This is a genomic window from Hymenobacter plasmatis, from assembly GCF_020711255.1.
Lineage (GTDB): Bacteria > Bacteroidota > Bacteroidia > Cytophagales > Hymenobacteraceae > Hymenobacter.
This window is the reverse complement of sequence record NZ_JAJFAW010000007.1, coordinates 112,477-126,620: the sequence shown is the minus strand read 5'-3', so window position 1 is coordinate 126,620 and position 14,144 is coordinate 112,477. Positions and strand designations below refer to the sequence as shown.

The 14,144-nt window shown below is 62.0% G+C and carries 13 protein-coding genes; 9 read left to right on the top strand and 4 right to left on the bottom strand.

What is annotated here, in order from left to right; all coding sequences use genetic code 11:
* Positions 1–77: 77 nt before the first annotated feature.
* Complete coding sequence (locus tag LJ738_RS07180) at positions 78–704, top strand: hypothetical protein (protein WP_227785630.1); 627 nt, start codon at positions 78–80, stop codon at positions 702–704.
* 210 nt (positions 705–914) lie between these two features.
* On the opposite strand, the gene LJ738_RS07175 is transcribed toward LJ738_RS07180, so the two are convergent.
* Both LJ738_RS07175 and rho read right to left on the bottom strand, forming a co-directional pair.
* Positions 915–1,589 carry a DsbA family protein gene (locus LJ738_RS07175; protein ID WP_227785629.1) on the bottom strand — a complete coding sequence of 225 codons (675 nt, stop codon included), beginning with the start codon at positions 1,587–1,589 and terminating at the stop codon, positions 915–917.
* A 230-nt stretch (positions 1,590–1,819) separates the two neighbouring features.
* Positions 1,820–4,153 (bottom strand): transcription termination factor Rho, encoded by a 2,334-nt coding sequence (gene rho, locus LJ738_RS07170; protein WP_227785628.1) that lies wholly within the window; start codon positions 4,151–4,153, stop codon positions 1,820–1,822.
* 444 nt (positions 4,154–4,597) lie between these two features.
* Here rho and serS point away from each other — a divergent pair, with 444 nt between their 5' ends.
* Positions 4,598–5,875 carry a serine--tRNA ligase gene (gene serS / locus LJ738_RS07165; protein ID WP_227785627.1) on the top strand — a complete coding sequence of 426 codons (1,278 nt, stop codon included), beginning with the start codon at positions 4,598–4,600 and terminating at the stop codon, positions 5,873–5,875.
* A 114-nt stretch (positions 5,876–5,989) separates the two neighbouring features.
* Complete coding sequence (locus LJ738_RS07160) at positions 5,990–6,289, top strand: DUF2695 domain-containing protein (protein ID WP_227785626.1); 300 nt, start codon at positions 5,990–5,992, stop codon at positions 6,287–6,289.
* A gap of 5 nt (positions 6,290–6,294) precedes the next feature.
* Here LJ738_RS07160 and LJ738_RS07155 read toward each other — a convergent pair whose 3' ends face one another.
* Positions 6,295–7,359: a glycosyltransferase family 9 protein gene (locus LJ738_RS07155; protein ID WP_227785625.1), complete on the bottom strand. Its 1,065-nt coding sequence runs from the start codon at positions 7,357–7,359 to the stop codon at positions 6,295–6,297.
* Positions 7,360–7,559: 200 nt separating this feature from the next.
* Positions 7,560–9,320, bottom strand: coding sequence for a DNA polymerase/3'-5' exonuclease PolX (gene polX, locus LJ738_RS07150; RefSeq protein ID WP_227785624.1), 1,761 nt, complete (start codon positions 9,318–9,320; stop codon positions 7,560–7,562).
* Between the two features lie 136 nt (positions 9,321–9,456).
* On the opposite strand from polX, the gene LJ738_RS07145 reads away from it, so the two are divergent.
* The 6 genes from LJ738_RS07145 (at position 9,457) to LJ738_RS07120 (ending at position 14,045) form a co-directional block, all read left to right on the top strand.
* A complete protein-coding gene (locus LJ738_RS07145) occupies positions 9,457–9,867 on the top strand; it encodes a hypothetical protein (RefSeq protein ID WP_227785623.1) in 411 nt (136 codons plus the stop codon).
* Positions 9,868–10,107: 240 nt separating this feature from the next.
* Positions 10,108–10,740, top strand: coding sequence for a thioredoxin family protein (locus LJ738_RS07140; protein ID WP_227785622.1), 633 nt, complete (start codon positions 10,108–10,110; stop codon positions 10,738–10,740).
* A gap of 93 nt (positions 10,741–10,833) precedes the next feature.
* Entirely contained in the window at positions 10,834–11,880 is a 1,047-nt protein-coding gene (locus tag LJ738_RS07135) for an FAD:protein FMN transferase (RefSeq protein WP_227785621.1), read from the top strand.
* A 63-nt stretch (positions 11,881–11,943) separates the two neighbouring features.
* A complete protein-coding gene (locus LJ738_RS07130; RefSeq protein WP_302716700.1) occupies positions 11,944–12,141 on the top strand; it encodes a DUF4266 domain-containing protein in 198 nt (65 codons plus the stop codon).
* 23 nt (positions 12,142–12,164) lie between these two features.
* Positions 12,165–13,496 (top strand): DUF3570 domain-containing protein, encoded by a 1,332-nt coding sequence (locus LJ738_RS07125; protein ID WP_227785620.1) that lies wholly within the window; start codon positions 12,165–12,167, stop codon positions 13,494–13,496.
* 138 nt (positions 13,497–13,634) lie between these two features.
* Positions 13,635–14,045, top strand: a complete 411-nt coding sequence (locus LJ738_RS07120; protein WP_227785619.1) for an EVE domain-containing protein — start codon at positions 13,635–13,637, stop codon at positions 14,043–14,045.
* Positions 14,046–14,144: the final 99 nt, after the last annotated feature.

The following is a 14,144-nucleotide window of genomic DNA, read 5'->3' as shown; positions in this document are numbered from 1 at the left end:
CGGCTAGCTCGTAGGCCACCTTCTACCGGCTTGCCACGTACCTTGAGCCATTCATTGTAGCCTTAGCTCCATATACTATGCGTTTCGCCTGGTTTGCCGTGCTGCCGCTGCTAGCGGCCTGTAATTCGACGCCCTCTGCCGTGCACGAGGGCAGTATTTCCCGCATTGCCGACCGGAACAAACCCGATACCTCGGCCCTTCCGCCGCCCGATACCAGCCGCGCGGCCGCCGTAAGCGCCCAAGCCGATACCCTGGTCACGGCGCAGCAGGCGCACATGTTCAGCCAGCCGGGCGGCAAGCCCGACGCATTCCGCCTGGTGCTGCGGGGCCCATCAGTACTGGAGGGAACCGCCACGTTCACCATCACCACGGCCGACGGGCAAGTGATTTTTCGGGAAAGCCTCAGCGCCGTCGACCTGGAAGCGCCCATGGTCTACGAGATGAAAACTTCGACCGTCACTCCGGCCGAACGCGAAGCCTTTGTGCGGCGGCGCATCCGGGAGTTCTTCCGGCCAGCCCAATTTTCCAGCCCGGCCGTGCCAGCTGCCGCCCCCTACCCCACCGGCCCCGAAGCGCCCGACCACGCCACCTGGAACGACCTGCGCAAACGGCCCGAAAGCATTCGCTTCACGTACCTGGTGGGCAAGGAAGACCGGCGCAGCATTGCGTGGTCGCCCCTAAAAAAACAGGTAGTGCGACTTTAACGCTGGGCTTAATGAGGAATGAACGAACAACTCCCCTCTTTAGAAAGGAGGGGATGTTGCCGCGCCTGCGGCAACTGGGGTGGTTGAATCGTTTCACGATGGGCGAACGATTCCAGCCCAACTCGTTCGGGTGTCGTTCAACGAGGGCAACCACCCCCGTTTGAGCTAAACTCAAACATCCCCTCCTTGGTAAGGAGGGGAGTTGTTCGTTCATTCCTCATTAAGCGCGGCGTCACCGAGAAGCTGCTCGAGCCCCTGCCGCACCTGCTCATAGGACTGGTAGCCGCGGGCCAGCACATAGCCCTGCTCCCCGATGCGCACCACGCTGGTCGGAAATCCCTGAACGCCGATGCGGGCTACGGCCGCGAATTCCTGCTGGGTGGCCCGGGCCGTTTCGGGCGCGTCAAAGCGGCGCTGAAACTCGGTGATGTCGACGCCGAAGGGTGCCAGCAGGGCGTGGTAGGCGCTGGGGTCGTTTAGGTCTTTGCCGTTGCGGAACAGGGCGGCTTGCACGGCGTGGGCGAAGGCCACGGTGCGGGCCGGGTCCTGGGTAATTTGGCGGAAAGCGACAATGGCCCGGCTCGGCGGCTCCGAGTTGTACTCGTAGCTTCCCTCCTCGGCCAAGACCTTAAAAGCAGTGCCGAACTCCACGCCCGTCGCTTTTTCTACATCGGCCAGGGCGTTTTGGATATAGCTCCAGGTCTCGGCAATGGGCCCGACATGCTCGCCGGTGGCCATGCCGCCACAGAGCACCGACACATCCAGCCGGCCCGCAAACTCGGCTTGCACACGGTTGATGACCGGGCTCATGCCGTAGCACCAGCCGCAGAGCGGGTCCTGGATGTAGAGCAGTTCGGGGAGGTTGGCGGGAGCAGCAGTGGCCATGGCGTCAAAATTATTTGAGCCAAAATTACGCCTTCACGGCGCCGGCAGGGCCATTGTGCGGCGACGGTTTCAACTCCTCAGTAATTTATATTCCGATTGTTGAATTTAAAATGCCGGCCGCTGGTTTGCTAGTCGTTATGTTATTAAATGACTAAGTGCCGATTATTAGCTATCAAAAAAGCCCGCTGCAGTGATGCAACGGGCTTTTTTATTGGAAGCAGGCTTGGGTTTTAGCCGTTCATGGAAATGAGGAATTCCTCGTTGTCCTTTGTGCCTTTGATGCGGTCCTTCAGGAATTCCATGGCCTCGGTGGCGGTCATGTCCGACATGAACTTGCGGAGCACCCACACGCGGCTCAACTCGTCCTTGCTCATGAGCAGGTCTTCGCGGCGGGTGCCGGAAGCCGGGATGTCGATGGCCGGGAACACGCGCTTGTTGGCCAACTTGCGGTCCAGCTGCAGTTCCATGTTGCCGGTGCCTTTGAATTCCTCGAAGATAACCTCGTCCATCTTGGAGCCGGTCTCGATGAGGGCCGTAGCGATGATGGTGAGCGAGCCGCCGCCTTCCACGTTACGGGCCGCACCGAAGAAGCGCTTGGGCTTTTGCAGGGCGCCGGCGTCGATACCACCCGAGAGGATGCGCGACGAGCTGGGCTGCACCGTGTTGTAGGCGCGCGCCAGGCGAGTGATGGAGTCAAGCAGAATTACCACGTCGTGGCCGCACTCCACGAGGCGCCGGGCCTTGTCGAGGGCCATTTCGGCGATTTTCACGTGGCGGTCGGCCGTTTCGTCGAAGGTTGAGCTAAGCACCTCGGCCTTCACGGTGCGGGCCATGTCGGTTACTTCCTCGGGACGTTCGTCGATGAGCAGAATCATCAGGTACACCTCGGGGTGGTTTTCCGAAATGGCGTTGGCCACTTCCTGCAACAGCACGGTTTTACCGGTCTTGGGCTGGGCCACAATCAGGCCCCGCTGGCCCTTGCCGATGGGCGCAAACAAGTCGAGCACGCGGGTGCTGATTTGGCTGGACTTCGTGCTCAGCTTCATGCGCTGGTCGGCGAAGAGCGGGGTGAGGTGGCTGAACGGCACCCGGTCGCGGACTTCCTCCACGGTGCGGCCGTTCATGCTGTCTACGCCCACCAGGGCAAAGTATTTCTCGCCTTCGCGCGGCGGCCGGATGGTGCAAATCACCGTGTCGCCGGGCTTCATGGCGAACTGCTTCACCTGCTGCGGCGACACGTAGATGTCGTCGGGCGAGGATAGGTAGTTATAGTAAGGCGAGCGCAGGAAGCCGTAGCCGCCGTCGGGCATCAGCTCAAACGTGCCGCCGCCGGGCACCACCAGGTCGAGGTCTTGGCGGGCGGGGCGCTGGGGCTCGCGCGGCTGTTGGGGTTCGCGTGGTTCACGCTGGGGCTGGTCGGTGCGGGGCGTGCCGTCGGGGTTGAGGGCGCGCTGCTGGCGCTGCAGGTCGCGCTGGGCGTAGCGCTCCTCGCGGGTCAGGTTGCGGTTGTCGCGGTCGTTGCGGGGCTGGTCGGTACGCGGCTCGCGCGGCTGGCCTTCGCGATTCTCGCGGGGTTGGTCGTTGCGCGGCTCCCGGGGCTGGTCGTTGCGCAGTTCGCGCGGCTCCCGGTTGTCGCGGGGCTGGTCGTTGCGAGGCTCCCGCGGTTCACGGGGCTCGCGGTTTTCGCGCGGCTGGTCGTTGCGGGGGCGCTGCTGGTCGCGGCCATCCCGCACTTCGCGGTTGTCGCGCTCGAACCGGTCGGCGCGGTTCTCGCGGCGGTCGGCAAAGCCGTTGCCACCGAATTCGCGGCGGCTTTCGCGGCCATTATCGCGGCCATCAGCACCGTTTTCGGAGGGAGCAGCAGCGGCTTGGGCAGCGGCGGCAGCTTCGGCAGCCGCTTTTTCAGCAGCCATTTCGGCGGCGCGCTGCTCCGTGATGGGGCGACCAGCGCGGTCTACCCGCTCCCGGCGCGGGCGCTCGGGGCGACCGGCGTTGTTGGTTTCAGACTGCTCAGCACCGTTAAGCTGCTCAACGCCGTTAATCTGCTGGTCGGCGCTGGGGGCAGCGTCGGCACTGGGTTCGGTGGCAGGTGCGGCGGGCACGGGCTCGTTGGCCAGGGAGGCGCCGGTGGCATCCTGGGCCGGCACCAAGGCCAAGCCTTCGATAGGGTCCAATATTTCCACGGTGGCGGCGGGGGCAGCTTGAGCCACAGCAGCTTCGCGGCGCGGCTCGCGCGGCTGGCGGGCCGGGGCTTTGGCTGCCGGGGGTGCTACGTCCGAAAAGGGTTGCTCGGCCGTACTCGGGGCCGGGCGGCGGCCACCGGGCTTGTTGCCATTGGCACGGGGCGGGGCAGCCACGGGCGCTTCGGCGGGGGCTACCGCAGCGGCGAGGGCCGGTGCGGGGGCTTCTTGCTCGGCGGCGCCGGGGGTCAGGGCCTGCTGGTCAAGGATTTTATAAATCAAATCCTGTTTGCTGAGCCGCTTGAAGTTGCCCACATTCATTTGTTCGGCAATCTCTTTGAGGTCGGACAGCAGCCGGTCCTTCAACTCGTTAATGGTGTGCATAAAGGGAATAAGGGAGAAACATCGGCTTAAAGCGAGGGGCTGGCTGCCCAGGGGGCCCGCTTGGGGGCCCAAAAGCCAGCTACGGCACGAAAGCGGCCAGGCCGCGATAAAGCATTGGCAGGAAACGCGGGCTATAAAGTATAGCAGCGCGCGGCGCGCAATGGAATAAGCAAGAAATGAGGTGCGAAAGGGGACCGCTGGGTAATCAGCAAAAGACGGGCCGGAGGCGAACACTGAGGTCCGCGGTTCCTGCCACGGCGGCCGGTTGCTAGCGCAATGTTAGCGCATTACGGGCAAACCGCCAAATCGGATACTTGATGGCAAAGGTTTAACACCGGCTGGCGCAAAATAAGTTGCGGCAAGCTTCGCAAGCCCCACGGCAACAAGCCTGTGGTTCCGCCCGGTTTTACTTCCGACATTTGCCCGCATTCCACTACGCCCCCTATGCTGCAGATTTCCGTTCTCCGCGACCAGACCGAGCTTGTGCTGGCTGGCCTTGCCAAAAAACATTACGCCAACGGCCCCGCCGACGTCGCTGCCATCCTCGACCTGGACCAGCGCCGCCGCTCGCTTCAAACCACGCACGACGCTTCCCAGGCCGAAGCCAACGAGCTGGCCCGCCAAATCGGGGGCCTCATGAAATCGGGCGATAAAGCTGGTGCCGAAACCCTCAAAGCCCGCACCGCCGAGCTCAAGCAGCACACCCAAGCCGCCGCCACCGAGCTGGCCCAAGTAGAAAAAGAGCAGCAGCAGCTCCTTTATAAGCTCCCCAACCTGCCCCACGCCAGCGTGCCCCAAGGCCGCTCCGCCGCCGACAACGAGGTGGTGCGCGAGCACGGCAGCAAGCCCAACCTTGGCCCCGACGCTCAGCCGCACTGGGAGTTGATTAAAAAGTACGACATCATCGATTTTGAGCTGGGCAACAAAATCACGGGCGCAGGCTTCCCGGTGTACAAAAACCAGGGCGCCCGGCTCCAGCGCGCCCTTATCAACTTCTTCCTGGACGAAGCCCGCGCGGCCGGCTACACCGAAATGCAGCCCCCGATTCTGGTGAACGAGGCCAGCGGCTATGGCACCGGCCAGCTCCCCGACAAGGAAGGCCAGATGTACCACGACGCCAAGGACGACCTCTACCTCATCCCCACGGCCGAGGTACCGCTGACCAATATTTACCGCGACGAAATCATTCCCGTCGACAAGCTGCCCGTGCGCATGGCCGGCCACACGCCCTGCTTCCGCCGCGAGGCCGGCTCCTGGGGCGCCGACGTGCGCGGCCTCAACCGCCTGCACCAGTTCGACAAGGTAGAAATCGTGCAAATCACGGAGCCCGACCAGAGCTACGACGCCCTGGAAGCCATGCTGGCCCACGTCGAAGGCCTGCTGCAACAGCTCAACCTCCCCTACCGCGTGTTGCGGCTCTGCGGCGGCGACATGGGCTTCACCTCGGCCCTCACCTACGACCTCGAAGTGTGGAGCGCCGCCCAGGGCCGCTGGCTGGAAGTAAGCTCGGTGTCGAACTTCGAAACCTACCAGGCCAATCGCCTCAAGTGCCGCTACCGCGCCGACGGCGGCAAAACCCAGCTGCTGCACACGCTCAACGGCTCGGCCCTGGCCCTGCCCCGCATCGTGGCCGCGCTGCTGGAAAACAACCAGACCAGCACCGGCATCGACCTGCCGCTGGTGCTGCAGAGCTACTGCGGCTTCGAGCGAATTGAGCTGTAATTGAACTGAATTTTATTAAAAGTAGGCCCGGTCAGTACATAGGCCGGGCCTTCTTGCTTTTCATCGCAGAGCGTTACCACTAAGCAGCGTCACCATTTTAAGGTCGAATAGGTCATGCCATCCCAAGAAGAAAAACAACGCCGGAAAGCCTTGCAAAATCAGTTGAATGCTGAAGCCAAGGCCGGCAAGCTCGCGTCGCTTCCTATGCCAAAGGAAAAGCTGGTCGCATACTTTGATTATTTAGACCTAGAACTGACTGAGCATGGATGCGACGATACATTGCGCTTAACCAAGCAATTCGCCGAAGCAGAGGGGCTGGCATTTGAACCCATCAAGCTTTGGTTGTCGGAATACGGTGGATACTGCGACTGTGAGGCATTAGCCAACGTTGAAGAGGAGTTCGAAAACATTTAGGCGTTTTACCGTCCGTCGCGCATTGGCGGCAGGTCGAGGTCCAGGTTTTGGTCGCGCATGCACTTGAAATGGCCTTGCGGGCACTTGTCAAAGCCGATTTTGGAGCAGGGCCGGCACGAAAGGCCTTTTACTTCCAGCACTTTGAATTCGGTGCGATAGGGATACATACCAAACTCGGGCACGGTGTTGCCCCACACGCTGAAAATCTCCTTGCCGAAAGCGGCCGCAATGTGCATCAGGCCGGTGTCGTGGCTCACCACAAACTGCGCCTGCCGAAGCAGCGAGGCGGATTGGTGCAGGGTATAGCGCCCGCAGCCATTCACAATGAGCGGCTGAGCGGCTGAGTGACTGAGTGATTTTTCAGGAAACCGGTACGGGCTGTCGGGGATGGTAGCCGCGGGAGCTGATACTGTGGCTGCTTTTGTCGCAAACGCCTGCTCAATGATGTGGCCGATGCTCTCGTCTTCGGGGCCGCCGAGCAGCACGATGGGGCGGGCCAGCTTGGCACATAGCTCAATTAGCTTTTCGACCGGGAGGCGCTTGGTGGCGTGCTGGGCCCCGATGGCCACCGCCACGTAGCCGCGCTGGAAAGCCGCGGGCAGGGTATTTAGCTCAATTTCCTGCCCTTCCGGAATGAAGTAGTCGAGTCCATGGCCGTCGTCTTTCACGCCGAGCATAGCAGCGGCCTCCAGGTAGCGCTGCACGATGTGCACGCGCGGCAGCCGGTCAATCTTAAAATTGACCAGTAGCCATTTCTGCCAATTGAGCTTGTCGAAACTGCTGCCGGGCACGCCTAGCCGTACCTTGAGCAGGGTGGTACGCAGGTTATTGTGCAGGTCCACCACAAAGTCGAACCGCTCGGCGTGCAGTTCGCGCACCAGCTGGCCGAGGCTGCCGGTTAGGCAGTGCACTTTGGTGATGTAGGGATTGGGCTCAAGCAGGCCGCGGTAGCCGGGCTTGGTGGCAAAATGGACTTCCGCGTTAGGCACCTGCTGGGCCAGCGCCCGCACCACGGGCGTGGTGAGCACGATGTCGCCGATGGAAGAAAAGCGGAGAACGAGGATTTTCATGGGATAACAGAACACCAACTCCCCTCCTTGCTAAGGAGGGGATGTTTGAGCTTCAGCTCAAACGGGGGTGGTTGAGCCGATGAACGATGCCTGAACGAAACGTTTAAACGATTCCAGCGCTAGACGTTCAACGCCCGCAACCACCCCAGCTGGCGCTTCGCGCCAGCGTCCCCTCCTTGGTAAGGAGGGGAGCTTGACGTTTACTCAAACAACGACTTTTTGTATTCCAGCGGGGGCGTGATGCCGGCTTTTCGTTTTTCGAAATAAGCCGCGGCTTCGTCCACCGATTTCGCGTTAAACGTCATTTCCTTGGTCAAAAATCCCTTGCGGCCCATGAGCACGCCGTAGCGCATGTCGGCGTAGCCTTCGGTGTGGTGGGCGTCGGGGTTGATGCTGAGCATCACGCCCTGGTCGTGGGCGTAACGCACCCAGCGCCAGTCGAGGTCGAGGCGCCAGGGGTTGGAGTTGATTTCGATGATGACCTGGTGCTTGGCGCAGGCGTCGATGACGGCTTTGTAGTCGATGGGGTAGCCCTGGCGGCGCAGCAGCAGGCGGCCGGTGGGGTGTCCCAGCATGGTGGTGTAGGGGTTTTCGATGGCGCGCAGCAGGCGTTCGGTGGCTTTGCGCTCGTCCATTTTCAGGTTGGAGTGCACGGAGGCCACGATGAAATCGAAGCTGGCCAGCACGTCGGACGGGTAATCCAGGGAGCCGTCGCTGAGGATGTCGCTTTCGATGCCTTTGAAGATGCGGAAGGGCGCGAGCTCGGCGTTGAGCTTGTCGATTTCCTGGTGCTGCTGGCGCACGCGCTCCACGCCGAGGCCGTTGGCGTAGTGCGCGGCCTGGCTGTGGTCGCAGATGCCGAGGTACTCGTAGTTATGGTCGCGCAGGAAGGTGGCCATCTCGCGCAGGCTGTGGTTGCCGTCGGAGTAGGTGCTGTGGTTGTGCAGGGAGCCGCGCAGGTCGCTGTCTTCGAGCAGGCGTGGCAGTTTTTTCTCGGCGGCCAGCTCAATTTCGCCCAGGCCTTCGCGCAGCTCGGGCACGATGAATTGCAGGCCGGCTTTCTCGTAGAGGGCTTCTTCCTGCTGGAATTTTTCGCGGCGGGCCCACTGGCGCAGCGTGGCCGGGGCCCCGCCGCCGTGGCCCTGCACGCCGGGCAGCGGCTCGTTCAAATGCTCTTCGGCGGCCGAGTTCAGGAACAGTTCGGTGGTGAAGGCTTCGGTCGTGGTGAGCAGCACTTCGACCTGCACGCCCGACTCGGTGGCTGAGCCGCGCCAGGCAAACGGGCCGGAGCGGTGCGGGTTAGCTGTGAGGCCCTCCAGGGAGTTGAGCAGCAGGTGGGCCTGGGCGGGCCGGTCGGTGGCGGCCACTAGGCGCACGGTTTCCACGGTTTCGAGGCGGCGGCGGATTTCGCCAGCCACGGCCACTTTTTCGATTTTCAAGCCGTCGCGCAGCTGCTGGCACAGCTGTTCGGCCAGGCTTTCGGCCTGGGGATACAGCAGCTTGCCCTTGCTTTGGCCAGCAAACTCCAGGGCTTCGAGTATAGAATCCTGGGTCTTTTTGCCGAAGCCTTTGAGCTTGCTCACCAGGTCTTTTTCGGCGGCTTCGCGCAGCTGCTCGGCGCTTTCGATGCCCAGGTCGCGCCACAGGGCCCGGATTTTCTTGGGCCCGATACCTTTGATGTTCAGCATCTCGACCACGCCGGGCGGGGTGATTTCGAGCAGGTGGCGCAGCTCCGGAAACGTGCCGGTGTCGAGCAGCTCGGCCACTTTGGCGGCAGCGGTTTTGCTCAGGCCGGTGCGGTCGGGCAGGCCGGAGCGCTCGATTTCCGACACCGGAAAGCTCAGGGCGTCGAGGGCGTTGGCCGTGCCTTCGATGGCGCGGATTTTAAAAGGGTTTTCGTCGTGCAGCTCCATCAGCTGGGCGGCCAGCTTGAAGGCGCGGGTCAGGGCGCGGTTATCCACGGGGAAGGGGTTTTGTGGGAACGAATGTAGCGTACACTGCTGCTTACGCGGCTTGCGGGCTTATGGCCAAATCAGCCCAACTAACGTACCTGCTTGATTCGCCTTACCTTTCAGGCCCTACACTTCGCAGAAATCAATGCTTAGGTTGCGTTCTCTCTTCCGGCTGCTGCCGCTGTTCCTGCTCGTTTTAGCTGCCAGCTGCCAGCGCCGCCGCGCCGTTCCCATCCCAGCCATGAAGAAACTCGAAGGCACCTGGCTCCTTTCCAGGGAGGAAAACAGCGAAGACATCCTCGTGTACCGGCCCAATACCTATGCCTTTCCGCCTTCGCGGGGCCGCACGGGCTTTGCCATCAAGCCCTACGGGCGGTTTGAGCAGTTCGACATCGCGCCCACCGATGGCCTGGCGGGCCGCCCCGGCGCCTGGACCATCGACCGCGGCACGCACCTGCGCGTCAACCTTACCGAAGGCCCCGACCCCAGCTATACCCTGGAAATTGTGTCGCTGGATACCGCCAAGCGCATCCTGAAGGTACGCCGGCTGCCCTAGCGCCACCACTATCTCTCCGCCGCGGGGTGCGTTGTGGCCGGTTTCTTGCAAAACCGGAACATATGAGTACTCATGGCATTTTCATGATGCTGTAAGACTTTTAACCCAAGCGGGTGGTTCTAAGGCAGGAAATTGAGCTAACCTGCCGCGAGGCTGGTCTTTGACCTCCGCCTCGTGCGGCCGTAAGAACTAGCCGGCCTGGGATTTTGCTATCCCTTTTCACATTTTATGCCTTTCCGCATGTCCTTTATTCCTTCCGTAAGTCCCGTTCGGGCATTTGTTCTGGCCTTGGCCTTGGTGGCCGCCCATTCGGTGCAGGCGCAGCAGGCGGCCGTGAAGGTCAAAACCAAAACCGCGGACGCCGCCGGCAACACCGTTAGCAAAAGCAAAGTGGTAACGCCCGCTCCCATGGCCAGTGCTCCCAAGCCGGTGTCACCCCTAGTTTCGTCGCCCCAGGTGATTTTGCCCGCACAGGCCGACGGCAACACCCCCTGGCTGACCGACCTGAGCGCCGCCCAGGCGCAAGCCAAAGCCACCAACCGGCCCATTCTGGCCGTTTTCTCCGGTTCCGATTGGTGCAAGCCCTGCATCATGTATGAGCAGGAGGTGTTTGCGAAGCCCGAATTTGCCGCTTACGCCAAAGACCGGCTGGTGCTGGCCCACTTCGACTTCCCGCGCCAAAAGCGTAACCAGCCCGCCGCTGCCCAAATAAAGCTCAACGAGGCAGCCGCCGCTCAGCTCAACCGCGAGGGCGACTTCCCGCTGGCCGTCGTCATCTCGCCCGAAGGCAAGGTGCTGGCCAAGACCGGCTACATCGCGGGCGGCCCTACGGCATTTGAGGCTTATCTGAAGAAGGTAGTGCCCACGCTGTAGGTCAAAATCTGCTTTTTTAAAGATTTCGCGAACCTGCGTGGGGGTTGGCCGGCTTTTCCATCTCTGTCTTTTAACGCCACCTTTTGTTGCTCCATGCCGAGTTGGAAGCCCGTCCCCGTCTTTATCCTGCTGCTAAGCCTCTTATTGCTCAGCGGCGGCCCCGGCCGTGCTCAAACCGCGCCCCAGCGGCACACTTTCACGCGTAGCGCCCACCTCATGGGCTCGCGCTTCACCTTCACGGTGGTGGCCCCCGATGACTCCACTGGCCAGCGGGCCCTAAGGGCCGGCCTGAACGAAGTGCACCGCATCGACCATCTCATGTCGTTCTGGGATTCTACTTCCGAGGTGGTGCGCATCAACCGCATGGCAGGGATGCGGCCGGTGGCGGTGTCGCCCGAAACCTTCGACCTCATCAACCGCACGCTGCGGCTCTCCCAGCTCAGCGACGGCGCATTCGACATCACCTTCGCCAGCGCCGACAAACTCTACAAGTTTGACCGGCAGCCGCACGCTGGCCTGCCCGATTCGGCGCTGGTACGGGCGTCGGTGCGGCGCATTGGCTGGCAAAAAATCAAGCTGGACCCAGCCCAACACACGGTGTACCTGCCCGAAAAAGGCATGCGCATCAACCTGGCGGGCATTCTGCAGGGCTACGGCATCCGGCGGGCCAAGCAGGTGCTGGATGGGATGGGCATTAAGGGCGGGCTGTTGAACGGCTCCGGCGACATCTACTGCTGGGGCCGGCAGGCCGATGGCTCGCTGTGGCGCGTGGCCATCGGCGACCCCGACCACCCGCGCAGCGTGGCCGCCTGGGTCGACGTGACCGACGTGGCTGTGGTGACGGCCGGCAACTACGAGCAGTACTTCACGGTGGGCAGCCAGGTCTACGGGCACATCATCAACCCGCACACCGGCTACCCGTCCATTGGGCTGCGCTCGGTCACCATCATCTGCCCCGATGTGGAATTGGCCGACGGCTTAGACGAAGTCGTCTTCGTAAAGGGCCCAACTGCCGGTTTGGCTTTCATCAACGGATTGAAGCATGTGGATTGCACCTTGATTACCGACGACAACCGCACGCTGGTGTCCAAGGGCATGAAACTGAATTACTACCGCGGCGGCGCTACCTCCCATCCCTGATTCTTCGTATTGCTAGCTGTGAAAAAGTCTTTGCTGCTCTCCTGCCCGCGCCTTGGGCTGGCGCTGGTGTTGCTGCCGCTGGGCGCCGCGCTGCCCAGCTGTGTATCGGTGGCCGCGTACCAGAAAGTGTACCTCAACGACGAGGACATGAAACTGAGCAGCAAGATGGTGGAAACGCCCGAAACCAATTTTGAGAGCTACCGCGAAGGCGCCGGAGGGGCCAACGGTGGCAAAGTAGGCGGCGGCTGCGGCTGCAATTAATCATCCGGATGTCGCTTATGACTGTGAAAAGATTACTCGCTACGCTTAGTATCCTGGGTGCCTTGGCGGCGCCGGCTCTGGCCCAAACTACGCCCGGCACCACCCAAAACCCCAACCGCATCGACGGCTACGGCGCGCCCGTGAGCCCCGCGGTGCCCGTGAACCGCGCGGCCGATGAAACCACTATCGACATCATCGGGGGCTACTACCAGCAGGATGGCACCCACGGCGCCGTGGAAGGCGGCCGCGGCACCGAGCACCTCACCGATGTGCCGCCCGCCATCATCGTCAACGTGCCGCTCGATACGGTGAGCCGGCTGACGGCCAACGTCGGCGCCGATTTTTACGCGTCGGCTTCGACGGACCGGATTGACTTTGCGCTCTCCACTCCTTCGGCGCACGACACCCGCTTTCACGGCGATTTCGGCTACAGCCGCGAGCACAAGTACAAGGGCACCATTTGGGGCGTGGGCGCCGGTGTCTCGAAAGAATACGACTACTTCTCGGTCAACGGCACGGGCTCGTTTGCCAAAACCTCGCGCGACGGCAACCGGCAGCTCAGCCTGGCCGGCCAGATTTTCCTCGACCAGGTGACGCTGATTACGCCCATTGAGCTGCGCATCGGCAGCCCCACCCGCGGCAAAAGCGAATACGGCACCGATACCCGCCAGACCTACAACTTCACGGCTACCTACTCGCAGGTGCTCACCAAGCGGCTGCAGGCGGCCATCAGCACCGAACTGGTGTCGCAAAACGGCTTGCTGAGCACGCCCTTTCACCGGGTGTATTTCTACGACAGCACCACGCCCAACCCGGTGACGTCCGTCGACGCCGCTAATTTCTCGTCGCGGGTGCCCACTGCGCCCAAAACCGAGCTGCTGCCCCGCTCCCGCTTCAAATACCCCATCAGCCTGCGCCTGAACTACTTCGCCACCGACGTGGTGCAGATTCGGGCCTTCTACCGCCTGTACAACGACAATTTTGGCATCACGGCCCACACCGCCGAGCTGGAATTGCCAGTGAAGGTGACGCCGTTTTTCGTGCTCTACCCCTTCTACCGCTACCACACCCAAACGGCCGCCAAGTACTTCGCGCCCTTTTTGCAGCATTCCATCAGCGACGAATTTTATACCTCGGATTACGATTTGTCCGATTTCAGCGCCAACAAAGTGGGCCTGGGCCTGCGCTACTCGCCGGTGTACGGCATTGGCCGCTTCCATGTGCCGGGCCAAAATGCTGCGGGCCAGCCGCGCATCATGCGCCTCAAATCCCTGGACTTGCGCTACGCCCACTACCAGCGCAGCACCGACTTGGTGGCCAACATCGTGAGCTTCGACCTGGGCTTTGCGCTCTAATACGAAGGGGACATGAGGCGATAGTCGTCGGATTTATTTTCTTTGTGGTGTGCAATACAGCGGCCGGCCGGCATCTATGCCTGTGTCGGCCGTTGGCATTTGGCCCGGTTGGGCCATTTCATCGCCCCAGTCCCTTTTATGAAGCATTGGCTTATTAAATCTGAACCCGAAGCCTATTCCTGGGCCACGTTTGTAGCCGAAGACGGCACCGCCTGGACCGGCGTGCGCAACTACCAGGCCCGCAACAACCTGAACCTGATGCAGCCCGGCGACCTAGTATTGTTCTACCACAGCGTGAGCGAGAAGGCCGTGGTGGGCATTGCCGAGGTTGCCGCCCTGGCCGCGCCCGACGCCACCGCCGAAGCCGGCTCGCCCTGGGTGGCCGTGGCCCTGCGCCCGGTAGAGCCGCTGCCGCAGCCCGTGAGCCTGGCGCAACTCAAGGCCGATGCCCGGCTGGGCGAGCTGGCCCTGCTGCGCCAGTCGCGGCTTTCGGTGCTGCCGGTGCGGCCCGAAGAGTTTGATGCGGTGCTGGCCCTGAGCGCAAAATAAACCAGGCTTTCGCAGGACAGAAACGCCCCATTCGGTTGTAGCTTTAGAGAAGATAATACTCGTTGGAGTAGTTTTTTCAGTTGGATTTTACGGCGTACG

What these genes read in the sequence shown, in the direction of transcription:
- rho (WP_227785628.1), bottom strand. Translation starts at nt 4,153, where the DNA reads ATGCACACCATTAACGAGTTGAAGGACCGGCTGCTGTCCGACCTCAAA.
- LJ738_RS07145 (WP_227785623.1), top strand. Translation starts at nt 9,457, where the DNA reads ATGCTTAGGTTGCGTTCTCTCTTCCGGCTGCTGCCGCTGTTCCTGCTC.
- LJ738_RS07120 (WP_227785619.1), top strand. Translation starts at nt 13,635, where the DNA reads ATGAAGCATTGGCTTATTAAATCTGAACCCGAAGCCTATTCCTGGGCC.
- LJ738_RS07175 (WP_227785629.1), bottom strand. Translation starts at nt 1,589, where the DNA reads ATGGCCACTGCTGCTCCCGCCAACCTCCCCGAACTGCTCTACATCCAG.
- serS (WP_227785627.1), top strand. Translation starts at nt 4,598, where the DNA reads ATGCTGCAGATTTCCGTTCTCCGCGACCAGACCGAGCTTGTGCTGGCT.
- LJ738_RS07140 (WP_227785622.1), top strand. Translation starts at nt 10,108, where the DNA reads ATGTCCTTTATTCCTTCCGTAAGTCCCGTTCGGGCATTTGTTCTGGCC.
- LJ738_RS07155 (WP_227785625.1), bottom strand. Translation starts at nt 7,359, where the DNA reads ATGAAAATCCTCGTTCTCCGCTTTTCTTCCATCGGCGACATCGTGCTC.
- LJ738_RS07135 (WP_227785621.1), top strand. Translation starts at nt 10,834, where the DNA reads ATGCCGAGTTGGAAGCCCGTCCCCGTCTTTATCCTGCTGCTAAGCCTC.
- LJ738_RS07180 (WP_227785630.1), top strand. Translation starts at nt 78, where the DNA reads ATGCGTTTCGCCTGGTTTGCCGTGCTGCCGCTGCTAGCGGCCTGTAAT.
- LJ738_RS07160 (WP_227785626.1), top strand. Translation starts at nt 5,990, where the DNA reads ATGCCATCCCAAGAAGAAAAACAACGCCGGAAAGCCTTGCAAAATCAG.